The organism is Kordiimonas laminariae, from assembly GCF_023008165.1.
GTDB lineage: Bacteria > Pseudomonadota > Alphaproteobacteria > Sphingomonadales > Kordiimonadaceae > Kordiimonas > Kordiimonas laminariae.
Genome location: NZ_JAKQZA010000008.1, coordinates 96,332 through 113,444, shown reverse-complemented (window position 1 = coordinate 113,444; position 17,113 = coordinate 96,332). Strand labels below are relative to the sequence as shown.

At 44.8% G+C, this 17,113-nt stretch carries 17 protein-coding genes; 10 read left to right on the top strand and 7 right to left on the bottom strand.

Annotated features, from left to right (window positions below; genetic code table 11):
• The first annotated feature begins 7 nt into the window (after positions 1-7).
• Together MF542_RS15375 and MF542_RS15370 are read left to right on the top strand one after the other, a co-directional pair.
• Positions 8-1,027, top strand: coding sequence for a FecR family protein (locus MF542_RS15375; RefSeq protein ID WP_247021055.1), 1,020 nt, complete (start codon positions 8-10; stop codon positions 1,025-1,027).
• 10 nt (positions 1,028-1,037) lie between these two features.
• Complete coding sequence (locus tag MF542_RS15370) at positions 1,038-3,569, top strand: TonB-dependent receptor (protein ID WP_247021053.1); 2,532 nt, start codon at positions 1,038-1,040, stop codon at positions 3,567-3,569.
• Positions 3,570-3,573: 4 nt separating this feature from the next.
• Here the strand turns inward: MF542_RS15370 and MF542_RS15365 are convergent, their stop codons facing one another.
• Positions 3,574-4,626 (bottom strand): hypothetical protein, encoded by a 1,053-nt coding sequence (locus tag MF542_RS15365; RefSeq protein WP_247021051.1) that lies wholly within the window; start codon positions 4,624-4,626, stop codon positions 3,574-3,576.
• Between the two features lie 117 nt (positions 4,627-4,743).
• On the opposite strand from MF542_RS15365, the gene MF542_RS15360 reads away from it, so the two are divergent.
• A complete protein-coding gene (locus MF542_RS15360; protein WP_247021049.1) occupies positions 4,744-5,130 on the top strand; it encodes a hypothetical protein in 387 nt (128 codons plus the stop codon).
• A 5-nt stretch (positions 5,131-5,135) separates the two neighbouring features.
• Here the strand turns inward: MF542_RS15360 and MF542_RS15355 are convergent, their stop codons facing one another.
• Positions 5,136-6,020 (bottom strand): LysR family transcriptional regulator, encoded by an 885-nt coding sequence (locus MF542_RS15355; protein WP_247021047.1) that lies wholly within the window; start codon positions 6,018-6,020, stop codon positions 5,136-5,138.
• A gap of 105 nt (positions 6,021-6,125) precedes the next feature.
• On the opposite strand from MF542_RS15355, the gene MF542_RS15350 reads away from it, so the two are divergent.
• The 3 genes from MF542_RS15350 (at position 6,126) to MF542_RS15340 (ending at position 8,310) form a co-directional block, all read left to right on the top strand.
• On the top strand, positions 6,126-7,142 hold the full coding sequence (locus tag MF542_RS15350; RefSeq protein ID WP_247021045.1) for a zinc-binding alcohol dehydrogenase family protein: 1,017 nt from the start codon (positions 6,126-6,128) through the stop codon (positions 7,140-7,142).
• 6 nt (positions 7,143-7,148) lie between these two features.
• The gene (locus tag MF542_RS15345) at positions 7,149-7,439 is read left to right on the top strand and encodes a putative quinol monooxygenase (RefSeq protein ID WP_247021043.1); all 291 of its coding nucleotides are present in this window, start codon (positions 7,149-7,151) and stop codon (positions 7,437-7,439) included.
• A 199-nt stretch (positions 7,440-7,638) separates the two neighbouring features.
• Positions 7,639-8,310, top strand: a complete 672-nt coding sequence (locus MF542_RS15340) for a TetR/AcrR family transcriptional regulator (RefSeq protein WP_247021041.1) — start codon at positions 7,639-7,641, stop codon at positions 8,308-8,310.
• Positions 8,311-8,482: 172 nt separating this feature from the next.
• Here the strand turns inward: MF542_RS15340 and MF542_RS15335 are convergent, their stop codons facing one another.
• Entirely contained in the window at positions 8,483-8,857 is a 375-nt protein-coding gene (locus tag MF542_RS15335; protein WP_247021039.1) for a hypothetical protein, read from the bottom strand.
• A gap of 190 nt (positions 8,858-9,047) precedes the next feature.
• Here MF542_RS15335 and MF542_RS15330 point away from each other — a divergent pair, with 190 nt between their 5' ends.
• From MF542_RS15330 to MF542_RS15320, 3 genes are read left to right on the top strand one after another with little or no spacing between them, the layout of a single operon-like run.
• Complete coding sequence (locus MF542_RS15330; protein WP_247021038.1) at positions 9,048-11,147, top strand: toll/interleukin-1 receptor domain-containing protein; 2,100 nt, start codon at positions 9,048-9,050, stop codon at positions 11,145-11,147.
• 31 nt (positions 11,148-11,178) lie between these two features.
• Positions 11,179-11,724, top strand: a complete 546-nt coding sequence (locus MF542_RS15325; protein WP_247021036.1) for a nucleotide synthetase — start codon at positions 11,179-11,181, stop codon at positions 11,722-11,724.
• A gap of 24 nt (positions 11,725-11,748) precedes the next feature.
• Positions 11,749-13,428 (top strand): adenylate/guanylate cyclase domain-containing protein, encoded by a 1,680-nt coding sequence (locus tag MF542_RS15320; RefSeq protein WP_247021034.1) that lies wholly within the window; start codon positions 11,749-11,751, stop codon positions 13,426-13,428.
• Here MF542_RS15320 and MF542_RS15315 read toward each other — a convergent pair.
• Both MF542_RS15315 and MF542_RS15310 read right to left on the bottom strand, forming a co-directional pair.
• Positions 13,425-14,087, bottom strand: coding sequence for a Crp/Fnr family transcriptional regulator (locus MF542_RS15315; RefSeq protein WP_247021032.1), 663 nt, complete (start codon positions 14,085-14,087; stop codon positions 13,425-13,427). The two genes, MF542_RS15320 and MF542_RS15315, sit on opposite strands and share 4 nt — an antisense overlap.
• A 77-nt stretch (positions 14,088-14,164) precedes the next feature.
• Positions 14,165-14,374 carry a SlyX family protein gene (locus MF542_RS15310; RefSeq protein WP_247021030.1) on the bottom strand — a complete coding sequence of 70 codons (210 nt, stop codon included), beginning with the start codon at positions 14,372-14,374 and terminating at the stop codon, positions 14,165-14,167.
• A 225-nt stretch (positions 14,375-14,599) separates the two neighbouring features.
• Here MF542_RS15310 and MF542_RS15305 point away from each other — a divergent pair, with 225 nt between their 5' ends.
• Positions 14,600-15,625 carry a GGDEF domain-containing protein gene (locus MF542_RS15305; protein WP_247021028.1) on the top strand — a complete coding sequence of 342 codons (1,026 nt, stop codon included), beginning with the start codon at positions 14,600-14,602 and terminating at the stop codon, positions 15,623-15,625.
• A 19-nt stretch (positions 15,626-15,644) separates the two neighbouring features.
• On the opposite strand, the gene MF542_RS15300 is transcribed toward MF542_RS15305, so the two are convergent.
• Both MF542_RS15300 and alc read right to left on the bottom strand, forming a co-directional pair.
• Positions 15,645-16,112, bottom strand: a complete 468-nt coding sequence (locus MF542_RS15300; RefSeq protein ID WP_247021026.1) for a YybH family protein — start codon at positions 16,110-16,112, stop codon at positions 15,645-15,647.
• Positions 16,113-16,117: 5 nt separating this feature from the next.
• The gene (gene alc / locus MF542_RS15295) at positions 16,118-17,110 is read right to left on the bottom strand and encodes an allantoicase (protein ID WP_247021024.1); all 993 of its coding nucleotides are present in this window, start codon (positions 17,108-17,110) and stop codon (positions 16,118-16,120) included.
• Between the last annotated feature and the right edge of the window lie 3 nt (positions 17,111-17,113).

The window sequence follows — 17,113 nt, the reverse complement described above, 5'->3', positions numbered from 1 at the left end:
GAAAAACATGGCGAACGATCTGAAACATATCGATCAGAAACTCATTGATGAGGCAGCCGAATGGCAGGCGAAGCTTGCTGGCGGTGCTTTGTCTGATGCGGAACGCGTGCGCCATATGGAATGGCTCCTTGAAGACCCAGTCCACACTGATGCCTTTGAATATGTACAAGAGGCTTATGTGGGTGTTGGTCAGCATGAACAGCAGATCAGAGCAGCCTTTGCAAGTGATCTTAAGGTACCTTCAAATCAAGGGGTAGTAGCTCCCAAGCCTATGAATGCTAGTTGGGTGTGGCCAAAGTTTGCCACGGGTCTAGCTGCTGTAGCTGCCCTGCTTTTTGTCATGTTTTTCCCGCAAACGCCCTTTTATGATGCACCATCTGATCCTCATATCTATTCAGCCAGTACTGAAGGTTTAAAAAATGTAAAATTGATGGATGGTTCACGGGTAACCCTTTTTGCCGGTAGCCGTATTTCTGTGGAAATGGATGATGGTGCACGCAATGTAGCGCTTGAAAGTGGTCGCGCTTTCTTTGATGTGGTTTCCGATAAAGATCGACCTTTCTATGTGAATACAGGTGAACGGCAAGTGCGTGTTGTGGGAACGCGCTTTGAAGTTTTGAAAGCAGATGGATTTGACCGGGTTTCGGTGAATGAAGGTTTGGTTTCGGTGGCGTCGCAGGCAGGTGAGGAGAAAACTCCAGCAATCCTTATTGAACCGGGCACTGTAGCGACTTATGCATCTACAAGTGATGAACCAATTCTCAAGGAAGTAGACCCAGCCACAATAGGAAATTGGACTGAAGGGGTGTTACGGTTCAAAGAACAGCCAATCAGTGAAGTACTTGAGCAAATTCAGCTGATTTATCCGACTATTCATGCGGTAGTTACAGCTGAAGGAGATACAGTGTTTTCCGGTACACTGGTGGTTACAGAACCAGAGACAATGCTTCGAGAGTTAGCGGAATTCACCGGCATGGAGTTGAGAGCTGATAGTAATACCTACAGTCTTAACCGTAAGCAGCAATAGAGAGTTTTGAGTGACTAGAACTGGAAGCATGTTGGCTGCCTTTGGAGCTCTCTTTTGTGTTGAAATGCTGGTTGTTGAGCAACCTGCATACGCGCAAAACGGTCTATATGATATTAAAGCCGGTACGCTCGAAGAAGCACTTATCGCATTTTCTGAAAAAGCCCGACTTTCTATCAATTACTCTGGGGTTAATATCTCAGCCCTTAAAACAGAAGGTACGGGTGGCAGCCTTTCAAAACGTGCCGCGCTTAGAGCTATTCTCGATGGAACCGGGCTGGAATTTAGATTTATTACACCAAATTCCGTACAGATATTGCTCTCTAAAACCACTTCTGAAAATAAGCCTGTGGTGAGAGCAAAGCGTACTGCTGATGAACCCCGAGCAAGCTATATAGAAGATGTTGTAGTAACAGCGACCAAGAGGACTGAGACAAACTTTGAAGTGCCCGTCAGTATTGCTGGTGTATCGTCTTTGCAGTTTGATGATCTACAGGCGTATGACCTTCAGTCACTAGCGCCACATCTCGCAGGTGTATTTTCAACAAACCTTGGGCCAGGCAGAAACAAGATTTTTGTACGAGGCCTTTCTGATGGTGCCTTTTCTGACCGAACCCAGGGTGTGGTCGGCGTTTATATTGATGAAACACCTGTGAACTTCAGTGATACTAACCCGGATATACGCTTGTTTGATGTGGAACGTATTGAACTGGTGCGAGGCCCGCAAGGAACCCTTTATGGAGCGGGGTCTTTGGGAGGCTTGTACCGGATTGTTTCCAACAAACCTGATTTAACAGAGACAGGTTTCAGAACTCGTATAGCAGTGGAAGCAACGAAGGGTGCAGGCCCTGGATTAACGCTTGATGCAGTCTACAATCAGCCCCTTGTTGAAGATAAACTGGCACTTCGGGTATCTGGATATTTTGAAGGGCATGATGGGTATATTGATAATCCGCGTCTTGGTGAAACAGATACTAACGATTTGCGGATATGGGGGCTAAGGCCGTCGCTCTTATGGCAAATTAACCCGAACTGGTCTCTGGAAGCATCGGTAAACCTGCAGGGTATTAACTATGATGATGCTCAGTATTACTTCGTAGACCAATCAAGAAACCAGAAAGATACCTTTACCCCAGAGCCCTATGAAGATTCCTTTTTCCATGGCAGCTTAACGCTGAAAGGTAAGATAGGTTCGACTCTGTTGACTAGCGCAACAGCCTTTGTAAGCCGGGGGGTAACGGAAACGGCTGATGCAACTATTGGACTGCCTTTTATCGATACAATTAGATCTGCGGCAGGCACTTTACCTGTTCTCGAAGGCTTTGGTCAGTTTCAGGAAGTAAATGCTTTCTCCGACTTTTTCACCCAGAACGCTGTGGGTTATTTTAGCCGTGATGAATATAGAACCATTAGCCATGAAACCAGACTGCAGTCTGAAGGTAATGGCGATTTCGATTGGCTTCTTGGGTTTTATTTTCTAGGCCGAAACAATGATCTTGATAGCTTGTTGTTGCAAGGCAATGCAGGCCAATCCCCGGAAGTAGCGCAAACTGAAGAACGTGATGAAACCGTTTTTGAATTCGCATTTTTTGGGGAAGCCAGTTACCAAGTTACAGATAAATTTAGTGTAACTGGTGGGCTTCGCTATTCGAAGCATAAAACCGAGGTAGAATATGCTTCGTTGTTTACCCCAGATAACACCAACTTTGCTCTGGATGAAGATGCAGATACTGAAGAGTTAACACCAAAATTGGCGCTTCGGTATCAGTGGACAGATGCTATTCAAACCTATGCTCAGGTTTCTATGGGATACCGGGTTGGGGGCATTAATATCAATACACCGATCGAAGCCTTGCAAGCCGTGCAAGGACCTGAGGATGAACAGGGGAATGTTGAAAGCGAAGTGTTTGAATCTGATGAACTGGTGAACTATGAATTGGGTATCAAATCATTCTGGTTTGATAGAGCATTATCCCTCAATGCGTCGGTTTATTATGTGGATTGGTTTGATATTCAGTCAGACCAAATATCAGAAGCAGGGTTTCCCTTTATCACCAACGTGGGTGACGCGCGTAGCCTTGGTTATGAAATAGAGTTTTCTGCTCGTTTGTTTCCCGGTTTTGAATTAACAGGTTCCCTGTTTGGTAATGAAACGGAACTACGGGAAGATAATGTTTTTCTTGGTGCTCAAAGAGGGGACCGTTTGCCCACGATTCCGGGAAGTACATATAGTTTGGCGGCGCTTTATCAGTTCTCCATTAATAATGATTGGTCTGCGACGATTGCTGCTGATTATGCCTATACTGGGGAATCGGCAATCGGATTTAATGAAGGTTCGTCACCAGCTATGGGGGGATATGGGATTGCAAACGCCCGCCTTCAGTTGTTTAGGGAACGATGGAAGCTTGGGTTCTATGTTCGTAACCTGACAGACTCCACAGACAATACTTTCGCTTTTGGCAATAGCTTTTTGTTTCGTAATCGCGACCAAATAACACCGCCGCGTCCAAGAACGTTTGGTATCTTTGTGGAAACCAGCTTCTAGAAGCCTATCTCCGGCGCCGTGGGCGCTTTTTCTGTTCTTTCCCGAAGATGATATTTTCCATAAGAGCATTGCCCGTGAAGGCTTTTACGCTTTCACCTGTGGTCAATGTGAATTGGTATGTGGTCAGATATTTGTGGCGTTCCACATCTGCCATAGATCCAGCCGCCAGTTTTTCTATGGCATTCAGTTGGTCTTTGAGATTAAAAACATCGAGGGGTTCAGAGATGGCAATCTCTCCTTTCATAGTACTATCGCCAGATATACCGGTAATCTGCCAGCTCATTGGTGTGATTGGTTTGAAAGTGATATTTTCAAATGTGGTAGGTTTCCCTGTTTTTTGCATAAGTGTGAGTGAGCGAATTTGTCTGCCTGAGGGAGTTTCAAAAATATGGAGAATTGGGGCGGCTTCTTTGTTTTCAGTCAGGCCTGAAAAACGTATCCACTTCTTTAATTGTTTGTTTGGGGTTTCTGTGTGCACTACATGAAGGCCGTAACCGAAACCCCATCCTAAATCTAGCCAGTTACCGTTTTCACCTGCACCACCAATTTCTGGTCCAGCCCGCCAGCGGCCATAAGCTTGTGCAGCAGGTGCATATAAAGTGACCTGTGGCAGGTTTTCTGCTTCATTTTTCGGGATCAGATTTATGGCCTGATAGTCTTTCGTGAACAGCACATCTACTTCAGCAGCGGTGTTATGGAGCTGCATCAAATAACCTTTTTCATCGGCTATGAGTTTGTGTTGGAAAATGCTCATGGTTTCTGCAGGTTCTGTGCTGTAAAACCAGCCGGTTTTTTTCCGGCCATTTTTAATAATGATGCTGTCTTTGGAAGGTTCTTTCAAAGTACCCACCATAATACCGTGGTGTTTGCTGAAGGGCAGGTTGGTGATGAGGAACTGAGAGGTAGCCAGAGTTTTATTTTCAAAAAGAAACTGCTGTTCCCAGTATTCGCTGTAGGAACTATCACTCAGTAACTTGGGTTCTTTTATATCGCCAGCTAAAGCAGCATGACTGACAAATAGAACGTATATAAACAGGCTTTTGAAGCAGTGAGGCACTGATACTCTCCGGAAATAATATATTTCTTCTCTAACGAGATGACGGAAAGAGTGCCTCCAAAGCATTTTTATTGGAGGTGGTTTTATCATTGATCCGTTGACCCTGTGAATATGCGAATGCTTATCCAAAAGGGTTCACGGAAAATGCTGATGATCAACACAAATGCTCTGTCTTATACAGACCATGTGATGCAGAAAATCCTGCCTTGCATGGCTAAGTGTTATATCGCCAAAACGAACCCCAGCCTGTGGCAAAAATTCTGGGGCTGTAAACAGGATAAGAATCTTGAGCGCTGGTTAGGGCTTTTATTGATGGCCATGCGTATTGACGGCAAACTACATAACGGAGCTAAAGAGGAAGAGGTGAAAGAAGCATTTTATGCAGCTTTCATTCAGTATCAGGATTCAGATTGGCCAGAAGCTATTCTCTATGCTCATGATTTATTTGGTCCATCGAAAAGCCATACATTTGATTTGATCGTAAAATGTATGTTAGCAAATTAACCTTGTTATTCTTCCCATGGAGCGGTGGGCTTAAATTTCATTAGGAGGAAATCAATAAAGACTCGCACCTTGGGGGCGATGATACGATTGCTAGGGTAAATGGCCCAGATAGCTGATTCTGTGAGAAGAGGATAATCAGGCATCACTTCAACAAGCGTACCTTTACTGATTTCCTGGTAACCGTTCCATAGTGATTTCATACCGATCCCGAGGCCTTGTTTGAGCATCATGCGCATGGCTTCACCATCGTTTACAACGTGGCTACACGGTACTTGAACAGATTGGCCATCCTTAAATTTCCAACTGCTCCTTTCCCCTAAAATAACACAGCGGTGGTGCTTTAAATCTTCTGGTGATGTAGGTGCGCCGTGTTTCTCTATGTAATCTGGTGAGGCAAGCAGTAGGCGTTTATCTGGAGCGAGCTTACGCGCAATCATGCTGCTGTCTGCAAGGGGGGCGTTTCTGATGCTGAGGTCATAGGCACCTTCCACAAGATCGAGCACTTCATCTGATAGCCTGAGGTCAAGCTGGATGTCCGGGAACTTCTCATGGAATTCAGCCAGATACGGGATGATGTGCATTCGCGCAAAAGATCCGGGCATAGTAACGCGAAGCTGACCATGAGTGGCTTTGTTATTACCGCTTACCATATTCAAACCGTTTTCCAGTGTTTCAATCATCTGCTCGGCATACGGATGGAAAGCAGCGCCGTCAGTGGTGAGTGATACAGCTCGTGTTGTTCGGTTGAAGAGGATGAAACCTACTGTTTCTTCAAGTTTTGAAAGCCGGGCACTCGCGCTTGCTGGCGATAAAGATAAATCTCGCGCAGCTGCGGAGACCGCGCCAAGCGCAGCTACTCTGAGAAATAACCTGAGTGAAAGAATATCCATTTATCAAAAATATCCGAATAATGATTTCGTATCAATCAAGATTATCATGCGTACCTGAATGATTACATTGGGGATAGATAAGTTATTCAGCAGAAAGATAATGATATGAAAGCGATTGGTTATAGTGAAACAGGCCCAATTACAGCGGTGAATTCGCTCGTTGAATTTGAAACAGATATACCTGTTCCGGGCCCAAAAGATATTCTGGTAAAGGTTCAGGGCGTTTCCATGAATCCAGTGGATGTGAAGGTCCGTGCTTTGATGCAGCTGGAAGATGGTAGCCCTCGCGTTTTGGGTTTTGACGCTGCAGGCACAGTAAAAGCCGTTGGAGCTGATGTAACTCTATTCCAGCCGGGTGATGAAGTGTTTTATGCGGGTGATATAACCCGTCCCGGTTCAAATGCGGAATATCAACTGGTTGATGAACGAATTGTTGGGAAAAAGCCGTCGTCACTTGAGTTTGCAGAGGCCGCTGGCTTGCCGCTTACCAGTATTACCGCGTGGGAAATTCTTTTTGATAGTTTTGGCTTGAAGGAAGGAGATGGAGAAGGAGAAGCTCTTCTTATTGTCGGTGCTGCTGGTGGCGTTGGATCTATTCTTATTCAACTCGCAAAACAGCTTACGAGTTTAACGGTTATTGCGACAGCTTCCAGAGCAGATACAGAAACTTGGGTAAAAGAAATGGGGGCTGATCATGTTATCAATCACCGGAACCCGCTTGATGAGGAAATTAAATCACTTGGTATTCAGCCCAAATATGTTGCGTCGCTCACTCACACAGATAAGCACTTTGGTGCCATTGTTGAGCTTATCAAACCCCGGGGACATATTGCCCTGATTGATGATCCACAATCCCTTGATATGGCATCAATAAAGCCAAAAGCCCTTTCTTTCAGTTGGGAGTTTATGTTTACGCGTTCCATGTTCCAAACAGAAGATATGGATGCACAGCACCAACTTTTGACCCGGGTTTCTGACATGCTGGATAAAGGCATATTAAAGTCTACGGTTACAAGGAATATAGGCGCGATGACGGTGGAGAATTTAAAGGCAGCCCATGTAGCACAGGAAAGTGGTGCTTCAATCGGCAAAACTGTTCTTGACGGTATGAAAGCGGAGTAAAGCAGAATGACAAAGCTCACGATTGTTGCCCATATTAAAGCTCATGCAGATAAGATGGAACTTGTGAAGGCGGAGCTGAAAAAACTTGTGGCACCAACCCTCGCCGAAGAAGGATGCCTTCAGTATGACCTTCATCAGGATAATGATGATCCTTCGGTTTTCATGTTTTATGAAAACTGGGAATCGCGTGCGGTATGGCAGAAGCATATGGCGGCACCGCATTTAGCTACTTATTCGAAAGCGGTTGAGGGTGCAGTGAAGGAGTTCATTGTGCATGAGATGACCCATATTACCTGATGTAGCGAAATCGTTCGGTCTTAAAAATTTGAAGTAGTGTTTCCTTATTTCTCTCTTGCTCAAAAACACTACTTCTTTGGCTAAAATTTAAAGGCCACTCATGCACATGATATTTTATTGCAAAAATAGCGAGTGGCATGTTTGAATAGAGCCTTGATGGGGGATGAAGATAATCGGAGTAACTTTCAGGGCTGACTAAATGAACAAAGAGATGCCTCGTGGCATGGGCAAAGCCAAAAGGCGTGTGCCGCTAACGAAACGCGGTGAAAATACAGTTAGTAAAATTCTCGATGCAACGAGTGAGCTGTTATTTGAATATGGTTATAGCAAGCTTACTACTAATCATATCGCGAAAAAGGCGGGTATGAGTATTGGTACACTTTATCAGTATTTTGAAGATAAAGAGACAATTCTCTATGCTTTAACGCTTCGGTGGTACGATCACATAAATGCGGATTTTGAAGATATTTATAATACGGTTGATGATCAGGCATCAGATATCTATGAGATGTTTCACCGTCTTTATAAGCGTATTTATGAAAATCAGTATCTGGATAACGAGGTATATATCGAGATCATGAAGGTAATTGGCCGTGTGCCGGAAATCGCCGAACTTCGTGAAACCCACATCCATAATTTCACTACTCGTATCATCACATTGTTTGATCGTTTTGGATATAGAGCTGACCGGGATGATCTTTATCAGGTAGCGCTCTTCATTCATCAGGTTTCAGGTTTCACTATGAATCTTACGGTGTTAGGTGAAGGGAAAGCGCGAGATATCAGATTGAAACTTGGTATGGGCATTCTGGATAACTTGATTGATGCAGCGATTGAGTTATGTACGCTTCATAAAAGTTCCTCAAAATAAAAATGTGCCAGTCAGTAACCGTAAAACTGACTGGCACGAAAGATTTAGTACAGTAAAGCGGGGCGCTTTAAATTCTTCATGATACCGTGGGACCAGCAGGGTATGATGGGGATGGGCACCATGAGGGAGAGAGCTGCACTAAATCTCGAGTAACTCTTCCAGACATTCCATATTATGGAACAGCCGCAGTGTTATTTCCTTTCAATAGCTTATCTACTTTGTAGAGTATGCTAGGTGTTGCAAGGAGCATACTTCCCGCGAGTATAAGCGTGAGTTCCCCCATTCCCCAGTTACCACTCATGCTGGAAACCAGCACAGGCAAGCTCAGAAATGTTACACCGTAAAATAGCGCTTCACTTATGAACTGATATAATTCAGAAACAGAAAGTGGTGCGCGAACTGAGCCTTTTATTACATAGTGGTATCCCCCTGATACCACTGCGCAAACCCAGTTAGTAATGATCGCAACCGAGTATTTAAGCCCAACGAAAAACAACGTAGCGGTAGCGGATAAGGCTATGAAATCTATTATTTTTAACAGTTCCATTGGATGCTAACCAATCTTGATGTTTTGCCGTTGTTGGCTTGTAATTACCTCGTGAAATTAATTCTTATCAAACTATTGTGGGCTCTACGCGTGATCTTCATCACGCTGCATTGAATTTCCGCTTGCCTCGCGGGTTTTAGCGTGCCGATATAGTTGTATATGAAAGCTGCACTGTGAAGGAGAGAGCATAGTGAGCAACTATAAGTATAAAGCGTTTATCAGCTATAGCCACAAAGACGCTGCTCTTGGGGAAGAGATCCACAAAGAGTTGGAAAAATATAAAGTACCCAAAAGATTGGTGGGTAAAACAACGGGTATTGGTGTTGTGCCGTTGAAATTGGGGCAGTTTTTTCGAGACCGTGAAGAATTGCCTGTTGCGGAAGATCTTACAGCTGAGGTTGCGAAGGCTTTAGGGCAATCTGAGTTCATGATTGTTTTGTGTTCACCTTCTGCGGCAGCTTCTCGCTGGGTCAACAAAGAAATTATCGAATTCAAAAAGTTACGCGGTGAAAAATATGTTCTGCCTTTGATTCTTTCAGGGGAGCCGTGGGCTTCTGATACTGATGATAAAGAGGTGGAATGTTTTCCACCAGCCCTCCGGTACCGTATCTCCCCCGCTGGTACGCTCTCACATATTCGTACAGAACCTATAGCAGCTGATATTCGCGAGCAATCAGATGGCCGAAAGAGAGGTATTCAGAAGCTGATCGCAGGCCTACTTGGGGTTGGGCTTGATCAGTTGGTGGAGCGAGAACTGCAAAGAAAGCAGCGCCGCGTGATGGCTATCACGAGCGCCAGCATTCTGGGCATGATAGTGATGGGTGCATTAACCTATCAAGCAACTACAGCACGAAATGCTGCCGAGCGGCACCGTGCTGAAGCGGAAGATTTAATCGAATTTATGCTCACTGATCTGCGCGATAAATTGGAACCTGTTGGCCGGCTTGATGTGCTTGATGCTGTGGGTACCAAAGCTGTGGATTATTATAACGCGCAGGATTTGGATGATGTATCTGATGATGCCATGGGCCGCCGCTCAAGGGCGTTTCATCTTTTAGGACAGATTCAAGACCGCAGGGGAAAAGCTATAGAAGCTGGCAAGATGTACAGCAGTGCACAACAAGCGACGGCGGTTTTACTTGCAAGGGACCCGGATAACCCTCAACGTATTTTTGAGCATGCTCAGAGTGTTTTTTATCTAGGAAATCAGGCTTTGTCTGCGAGGGATTCTGAAGCTGCTTCAGTAGCAATGCAAGAATATAAGCGCCTTGCTGAGCGATTGGTGGATATGGAGCCATATAATATTGAATGGCAAAAGGAACTAGCCTATGCGCATAGTAACATAGGCACCTTGCAATTACTAAGTTTATCTCAGCCAGTAGCGGCTCACCATAGCTATCAGAAGACATTACAAATTCGGCAAAATCTAGCATTAAAAATGCCGGAGGATAATAATTTAAAGGCAAAGATTGCGGATACATACGCTTGGATAGCAGATGCTTTATTGAGGTTTGGACATGCTGATGAGGTCGAAGAAGCACGCCAAAAAGAGTTAAGTATTTTACGAGATTTGCACGAGAAAAATCCTAAAAATAAGGTTTTTCATAGTGAATTAATTGCGCCACTCCATGCTCTTGCCCTGCTGAAAATGTATCAAGGAAAATATAAAGATGCGATCACTTATTTCATTCAGGCGGTCGCTGTAGCTAAAGAGATTAGTACCGCAGATGAGGCAAATTTTAATAAGAAAATGCAACAAGGTTATATGCAGATAGGTTTGGCTAAAGCCTATTATGCTGACGGTCAATATTCAGCGTCACGTACTCAGTTAGAAGATGTAAAAACTATTTCACAGGAAGTATTAGGTAGGGCAATAGTACGCCCAAAATCTAGAGCGCATTTCGATTTCTCTGTTAGCCTCCTAAATTACCGGATCAATAAGGAGCTAAAATTAGAGCAAGATAACATTTCTAAAATCACTGATATTTTAGATCGCATTTTATCAAATGCGCAGCAAGCTTTTGTCGTTAAAGAAGGGCGAAGAACTTTATTGTTAGCGTATGCGTTGAAAATTGAAGCTCTCAGAGAAGCTGGACAATTTTCGGAAGTCGAACAGGTAATTCAATATTTAGAAAGTGATACTTCTGTATTGCATTCTATTGCCGCCAGAGAAAAGCAACACCCTCACTATATGCGCTCACTACATAAATTACTGAGTGCTGTGAGCAATAGCGAACAACTGAAACAATTGGAGAAGAGCCTTCTTGATAGAGGGTTTTCCACAGAATAACTGTATCTTATTTACTATAGGGGAATGAATTATGTATGAATTGGTTCAAGAATTAGATGCAACGCTTGATAAGCGTAAGCAATTTACAACCATTATCAAGATTGGAATGTCGCCCTCCGGACAATATTGTGTCGGACGTAGCAAACCAATCCCGGGTTTTCTTGGGCGTGATGAAATCTTAAAAGCTATTCCAGATGTCCAGTTTGCGCCTGTAACATCAGAAAATCCGTTTTTCTTTGAGGTTAAGGGACGTCAGCGCCTTGTGTTTACACTTGCTGTCGATAGCTGGTTTTTCCAGCCAACGATTGCTCCCTTTACGCTTAAAACGCCTGATCCATTGAATAACTTTGTTAATCAAACAAAGCTTCAGGACGACCCTCTTGGGTATGGGCGTTCTAAGACTATCTATGTGGATGATGAAAACAAGATTAAGCAGGAAAAACCCTATGTTTATAACCTGTTTATTGATGTTTGGCAGAACCCTGAGGACATTAAATCGGCCGTTACGCCGGTAATTATTGATCCAGATGTAGGGAATGGTGGCGATGATGATGGCCCTGGTGATGGCCGCGGTTAACGGCTAGATAAGTTGTAAAAGATTATGTCCCCGACGGAGCAATATAACTCAATCCTAACGCTGCTTAGAGCTGGTGCGCTTGAGCAGGCGGAGAAAGAGTATTTCCGTCTGGGGCTGGATACAGTTTCAGATAACGAAGATATTCTGGCGCTGGGTGGGCGGCTTTTGAAAAGCCGGATGGTGGAAAGTCATCAATCTCACAAACAGGAACTGGCGCGGCAGGCTGCTGAAAAATATTATCACGCCTACGAAGCAACAGGCGGTACCTATACTGGTATCAACACCGCCGCAATGCAGATGCTTGCGGGAGATATTGATAATGCTCGTGCGACCGCGGATGAAGTTCTTCATAAAACCAGGGGATATTCACCTAAACCCGGGCAGGATGCTTATTATCATATGGCAACCGTGGCTGAGGCCTATTTCATTTTAGGTGATCATGTACGCGCTGAAACTAATTTAACGGATGCTATATCTCTTGATCCCGAGAATTATGATGCTCATGCCTCTACTCTGAAACAGTTTGAACTGCTTGCTACGGTAAATAACGCAGATATTAGTTGGCTTGATAAATTTAGGCCCCCGAAAACCCTTCATTTTGCAGGACATATTTTCGGCCTTGATGGCGACGGGAATGTTCTTGATGAAGCTTCTGTTTATGGGCTTGGTAAATCTATTCTGGATAAAATTCTCTCTGAAAATATTGGTTATGTTTATGGTGCACTCGCAGCTGGTTCTGATATCCTGATTGCAGAGAAGGCACTTGAAGCAAATGCAGAATTTCATTTGGTTCTGCCGTGCCCCGATGAACTGTTTCTCGAAACGTCAGTCGTCCCCTTCGGAGAGCACTGGGTGCCGCGCTTTTGGGCTTGTAAAGCGGCTGCTAAAACAGTGCGATATCTCTCGGGCGATAATCTCAAAACAGATGATATGTTCACAGCGTTTGCCAGCGAAACCGCGATGGGGTTGGCAGTTCTTAAGGCAGAGCGTTTAGCCACAAAACCGTTGCAGTTGTTGATTTGGGATCAGAAAAACCCAACAGCAAAAGCGGGTACTGCAAGAGATGCAAAAGTGTGGGAGCAAGCAGGGCGTGATCAGATTATTATCCCTTATCCAAGAGATACAAGGAAAGCAACAGGGGCCGGAGACAATGCCGAAGAACTAACAGCCAGTCGCGATTTGAAGGCGATGGTTTTTGCCGATGTGCGGGGATTTGGCGCGCTTACAGACAGTCAGGTTCCTGTGTTTATCGATAAAATCCTGCGGCCCTTGGCCATCTGCGTAAACACACAGGGACGGCAGCTTGAACATCTGAATACTTGGGGGGATGGTTTATTCCTTGTGCTGGATAGTGTAGAGGCCGCAGCCAATGTAGCAAGTGACTTGCAGGAAACATTCAGGGCTATTGATCTTGCTGAAATTGGATTGCCGGAATTTCTCGCGCTTCGTATCGGAGGTCATTATGGCCCAGTACATGAAATGCGGGATCCTTTTACGAACCGGATTGGGGTATTCGGAACAGAGGTAGCTTTTGCGGCCCGTATTGAGCCCGTAACTGTGCCTGGTTCAATATATGTGAGTGAGCCCTTTGCCTGTGCTCTGGCACTAAGCGCTGAAGAAAAATACCGCTGTGAAACCGTTGGTAAGGTTGAAGCTCGGAAAGGACAACAAGCGCTGAAGCTTTTTAGTTTGCGTGTCCGTTAATTTACCCAGGATGTTTTTCTTGTAAGTGCCGATCTATCAAGAATTATAAGGTCGCTGCCTTTCTTTTCCACGGCACCTTTGCGAACAAGTTCATTCACAGTGCGGGAAACTGTTTCCCGCGTACTGTTAACACGTTTCGCAAGCACCGTGTAGGCTGGGATATTTTCAACAAGAAGCTGATTATTTTGTCTTCTTGCAAGGCGTAATAGCTCGGCATGGACTCGGCCTTTGGCTGAAACTGCTGTAAGTTCGTACATGCGCTGAGTGGTTTTATGAACTCGGTCAGCCAGCATTTTGGAGACAGCAAGCCCAACACTGCCATGGTTCTCCATTAAATCTAAAAAGCATGCGGCCGAGAAAGCAGCGAGTTCTACACGAGTTGAGGCTACGATATCGGCAGTTCGACTTTGGGCACTAAGTACAGCCATTTCCCCAAATAATGTACCGCTACCAAATTCATCAAGCCATACTTCTTCACCGGCGTTTGAATAAAGTACTGCTTTTACCCTGCCAGTTAATACAAAGAATACTGTGTTGCCTTCTTCTTCCTGTGAGAAAATGGTTTCACCGGGGTTGAACACCATGCGAGTGGATTTCTGCTCAACATCGTTAAGCATGATAGATGAAGTGCCAAAAAAACTTGCGAGGATATCCCGCATCTAGTGCCCCCCTTTGATCAATGTATTTTAGATTGATCAATCCACCATTAAAAGCAAGTAAATAGCGAAACTTATGCTTAATAGTGCGGTGGTGGTGGTTCGATTTCTGGTTTCCCACCTGACGATTCCAGATCCAGCAATTGTTCGTGTAGGCGGTGAATAGCGTTTTTTAGACTATCAATTTCCTTCCACTGTTTGGTTAGCTCAGTGTTCAGCGTATCAATAGTTTCTTGCTGGAAAGCGAATTTGCATTCCAAATCAGTTAGTTTTTCTTCTAGATCAGCCATAAGACTATGCACCTGTTATTGTTTTAACGCCATGATTTAGAAAGTTCGTTTCACATAAGCAACGATTATACGAGTAAAATAGACATTCCTGTATTTTCGTCTGTCAAAATGTTTAACAAAGTGTTAATTGTTGTGGTGCGTGAACGAGAGTTCATGAACCGTACAAGTATTTGTATCGATTTGGGGTTAGCAAGGGAACACTAGATTGATGATCGCGGAGAGATTATGAGCTTTGGCGATGGGATGAACAAAGCAGGGGATATTGCTAAACAGGCAATTGAACTGATGGACAGCCATAAGGTGCCTCCAGCACCACCTAATTTTGCAATTTGGTATAGCTATGTTAGCCAGCGTTATCCGGATTTGAAGATAGCACTTGATCAGATGATCAGGGATGATGCCGACTTTGACGGCATGGTCAACCAGTCACTGTATGATACATATCTGGGCTATGAGAAAGAAGGCGCGCTTCTGCAGGAAACCGGTGCTCATATGAAAGAGCAGGCGGATAAAATGCTTGAAGTTATTGGTGGTGCTTCTTCAGAAATTGAAGGCGTGCGCGCTTCCATCAAGGATAACCTTAAATCTTTCAGCGAAGATGCGTCCATTACTGGTATCGAGGCCTTTGTGCAGAATATGATGCAGGAAACCCGCCGTATTCAGGAAACCAATGCGCAGCTTCAAGCGCGCCTTGAAAAATCCTCGGCTGAAATTGAAACGTTGCAATCAAATCTGAAACAGGCGGAAAAAGAAAGCTACACAGACGCTCTCACCGGTATCGCAAACCGGAAGAAGTTTGACGCGTTTCTTAAGGCAGCTTCCGAGATGGCAGAGAAAGACGGCAGCAAGCTCTGTCTCGCCGTTGGGGATATCGATTTCTTCAAGAAGTTTAATGATACCTTCGGTCACCAGGTGGGTGATCAGGTTTTGAAACTTGTTGCTGGTGCGCTTCATGCCAATGTGAAGGGGAGCGATTTAGCAGCTCGTTATGGTGGTGAAGAGTTTGCACTTGTCCTGCCAGACACACAGATTGAAGATGGCTTTAAGCTTGTGGATAACATCCGCGATAAAATCGGTTCTCAACGTGTTCGCAATAGGCAAGCGGAAAAAGATTTTGGTAATGTAACTCTGTCGCTCGGAATTGCAGAATTTAAGCCCGGCGAGGCGCTTTCGGATTTCGTGGAACGTGCTGACGCTGCACTCTATAAATCAAAAGAAGGCGGCCGTAACCGCACAACTATTGCTGAATAAGCTTTGAAAATATTGCCTGTTAGTGGAAGTTTTCTGCTGACAGGTTTTTGCCCTGATTATCAAAATCAACTACCAGTTTCCACTCGTCAGTCTGTTTTTCAAAGATCAATAAAACCCTACCGTAAAAGCTCTGTGCTTTACCGTCTCCTTGTGGGATATTCACACGGTATTTTCCTGCGATATGCGCAAGCTTTTCACCTACAGTTACCAATTCCTCTGAAAATTCAACGGTTGCACCGCCACCAGCCTTGAACTGTGCACCATAGTTAGCTCGGATTTGCTCTATGGATGTTACTAAATCACTGCCGTTATTAGCATAATAGATACGGTCGCCGTATAGAGCCATAAGTGCGCTAATGTCTTTGGTGTTATAGGCATCAAGCCAGGCTTGCATCTTTCCGCGGATAATATCTTTATCATCCGCCTGCACGGTAGGTGTCAGCATAAGGAATAATCCCAAAAGGCCAGCGGTTAGGAATTTGCTCATTAATCTTAGTCTTTATCTAGAGTTCCAAACAAACGGAGACGGCTGATACCGCCATCTGGATAGATATTAATTCGAACATGGCTGATAGGGCCAAGCTTATTCAGTTCGCTCTCAAAAGTGTGTTCAGCATCAGCTGTAAGTTTCTGGCGCGGCATCAGTTCTTCCCAGAATTGGCTTTGAACCGGTAGGCTATCATCTGTGCCGCCCGCCACTCGTGCTGCCTGCAGGCTGATGCTTTCAGGGAAGTTACCTTTGAAATAGGCTGTATCTACAAGAATGCGGTTAATTTCTCCTGTATGACCAAGGGCAACAATCGCCCAATCATTCCCGGGTTCCCGGCGGCGTCGTGTTTCCCAACCATCGCCCATATTAATGCCTTTACCGGGCTGCATGATGTTTGAAAGCACGCCAAAATGCTCGTTATTGGCAATGATCGGGCGGCTACCATTCTCCATGGCGAGCAGGTCCATTTCCTTGCCGTAATCGCTTTCCTGCCAAACCTTATAGAATTCACCATACACACGCAGACGAGCAACACCCCCATCAGGGTAGATATTCAGGCGTAAGTGCGTGAAGGGTGTATCATTCTCTACAGCAACCAGATGGTGGCTGTCGCCGTTCAGGTTCATTGACGGCACAATCTCAACCCATTCAGCTTCTTCTCCGGGTGTATCTGTTTTGTTGAAACAAGCTTCAACAGAAGCAGCAGGCGGAAAGTTGCCAGTGAAATGGCTGGTGTCGATATCAAGGCCCTTGATAATGCCGGCTTGTCCCAGTTTCAGGATGCAGTGATCAAAACCTTGTCCTCGTTTACGGCGGCTTTCCCACCCGTCCATCCATTTGCCGTTATCATCATATTTGCCGGGGATGAAAACTGCTTCTTCGTCTTTGATCAGGCGGCTTTTATCAGCAAAGAAATCGTCTGTGGCGAATATTACTTCTGCACCCAAGCGCGGGGACGCCATATTGATAAAGCGCGTAAAGCTGTGGTCTGTCATGTT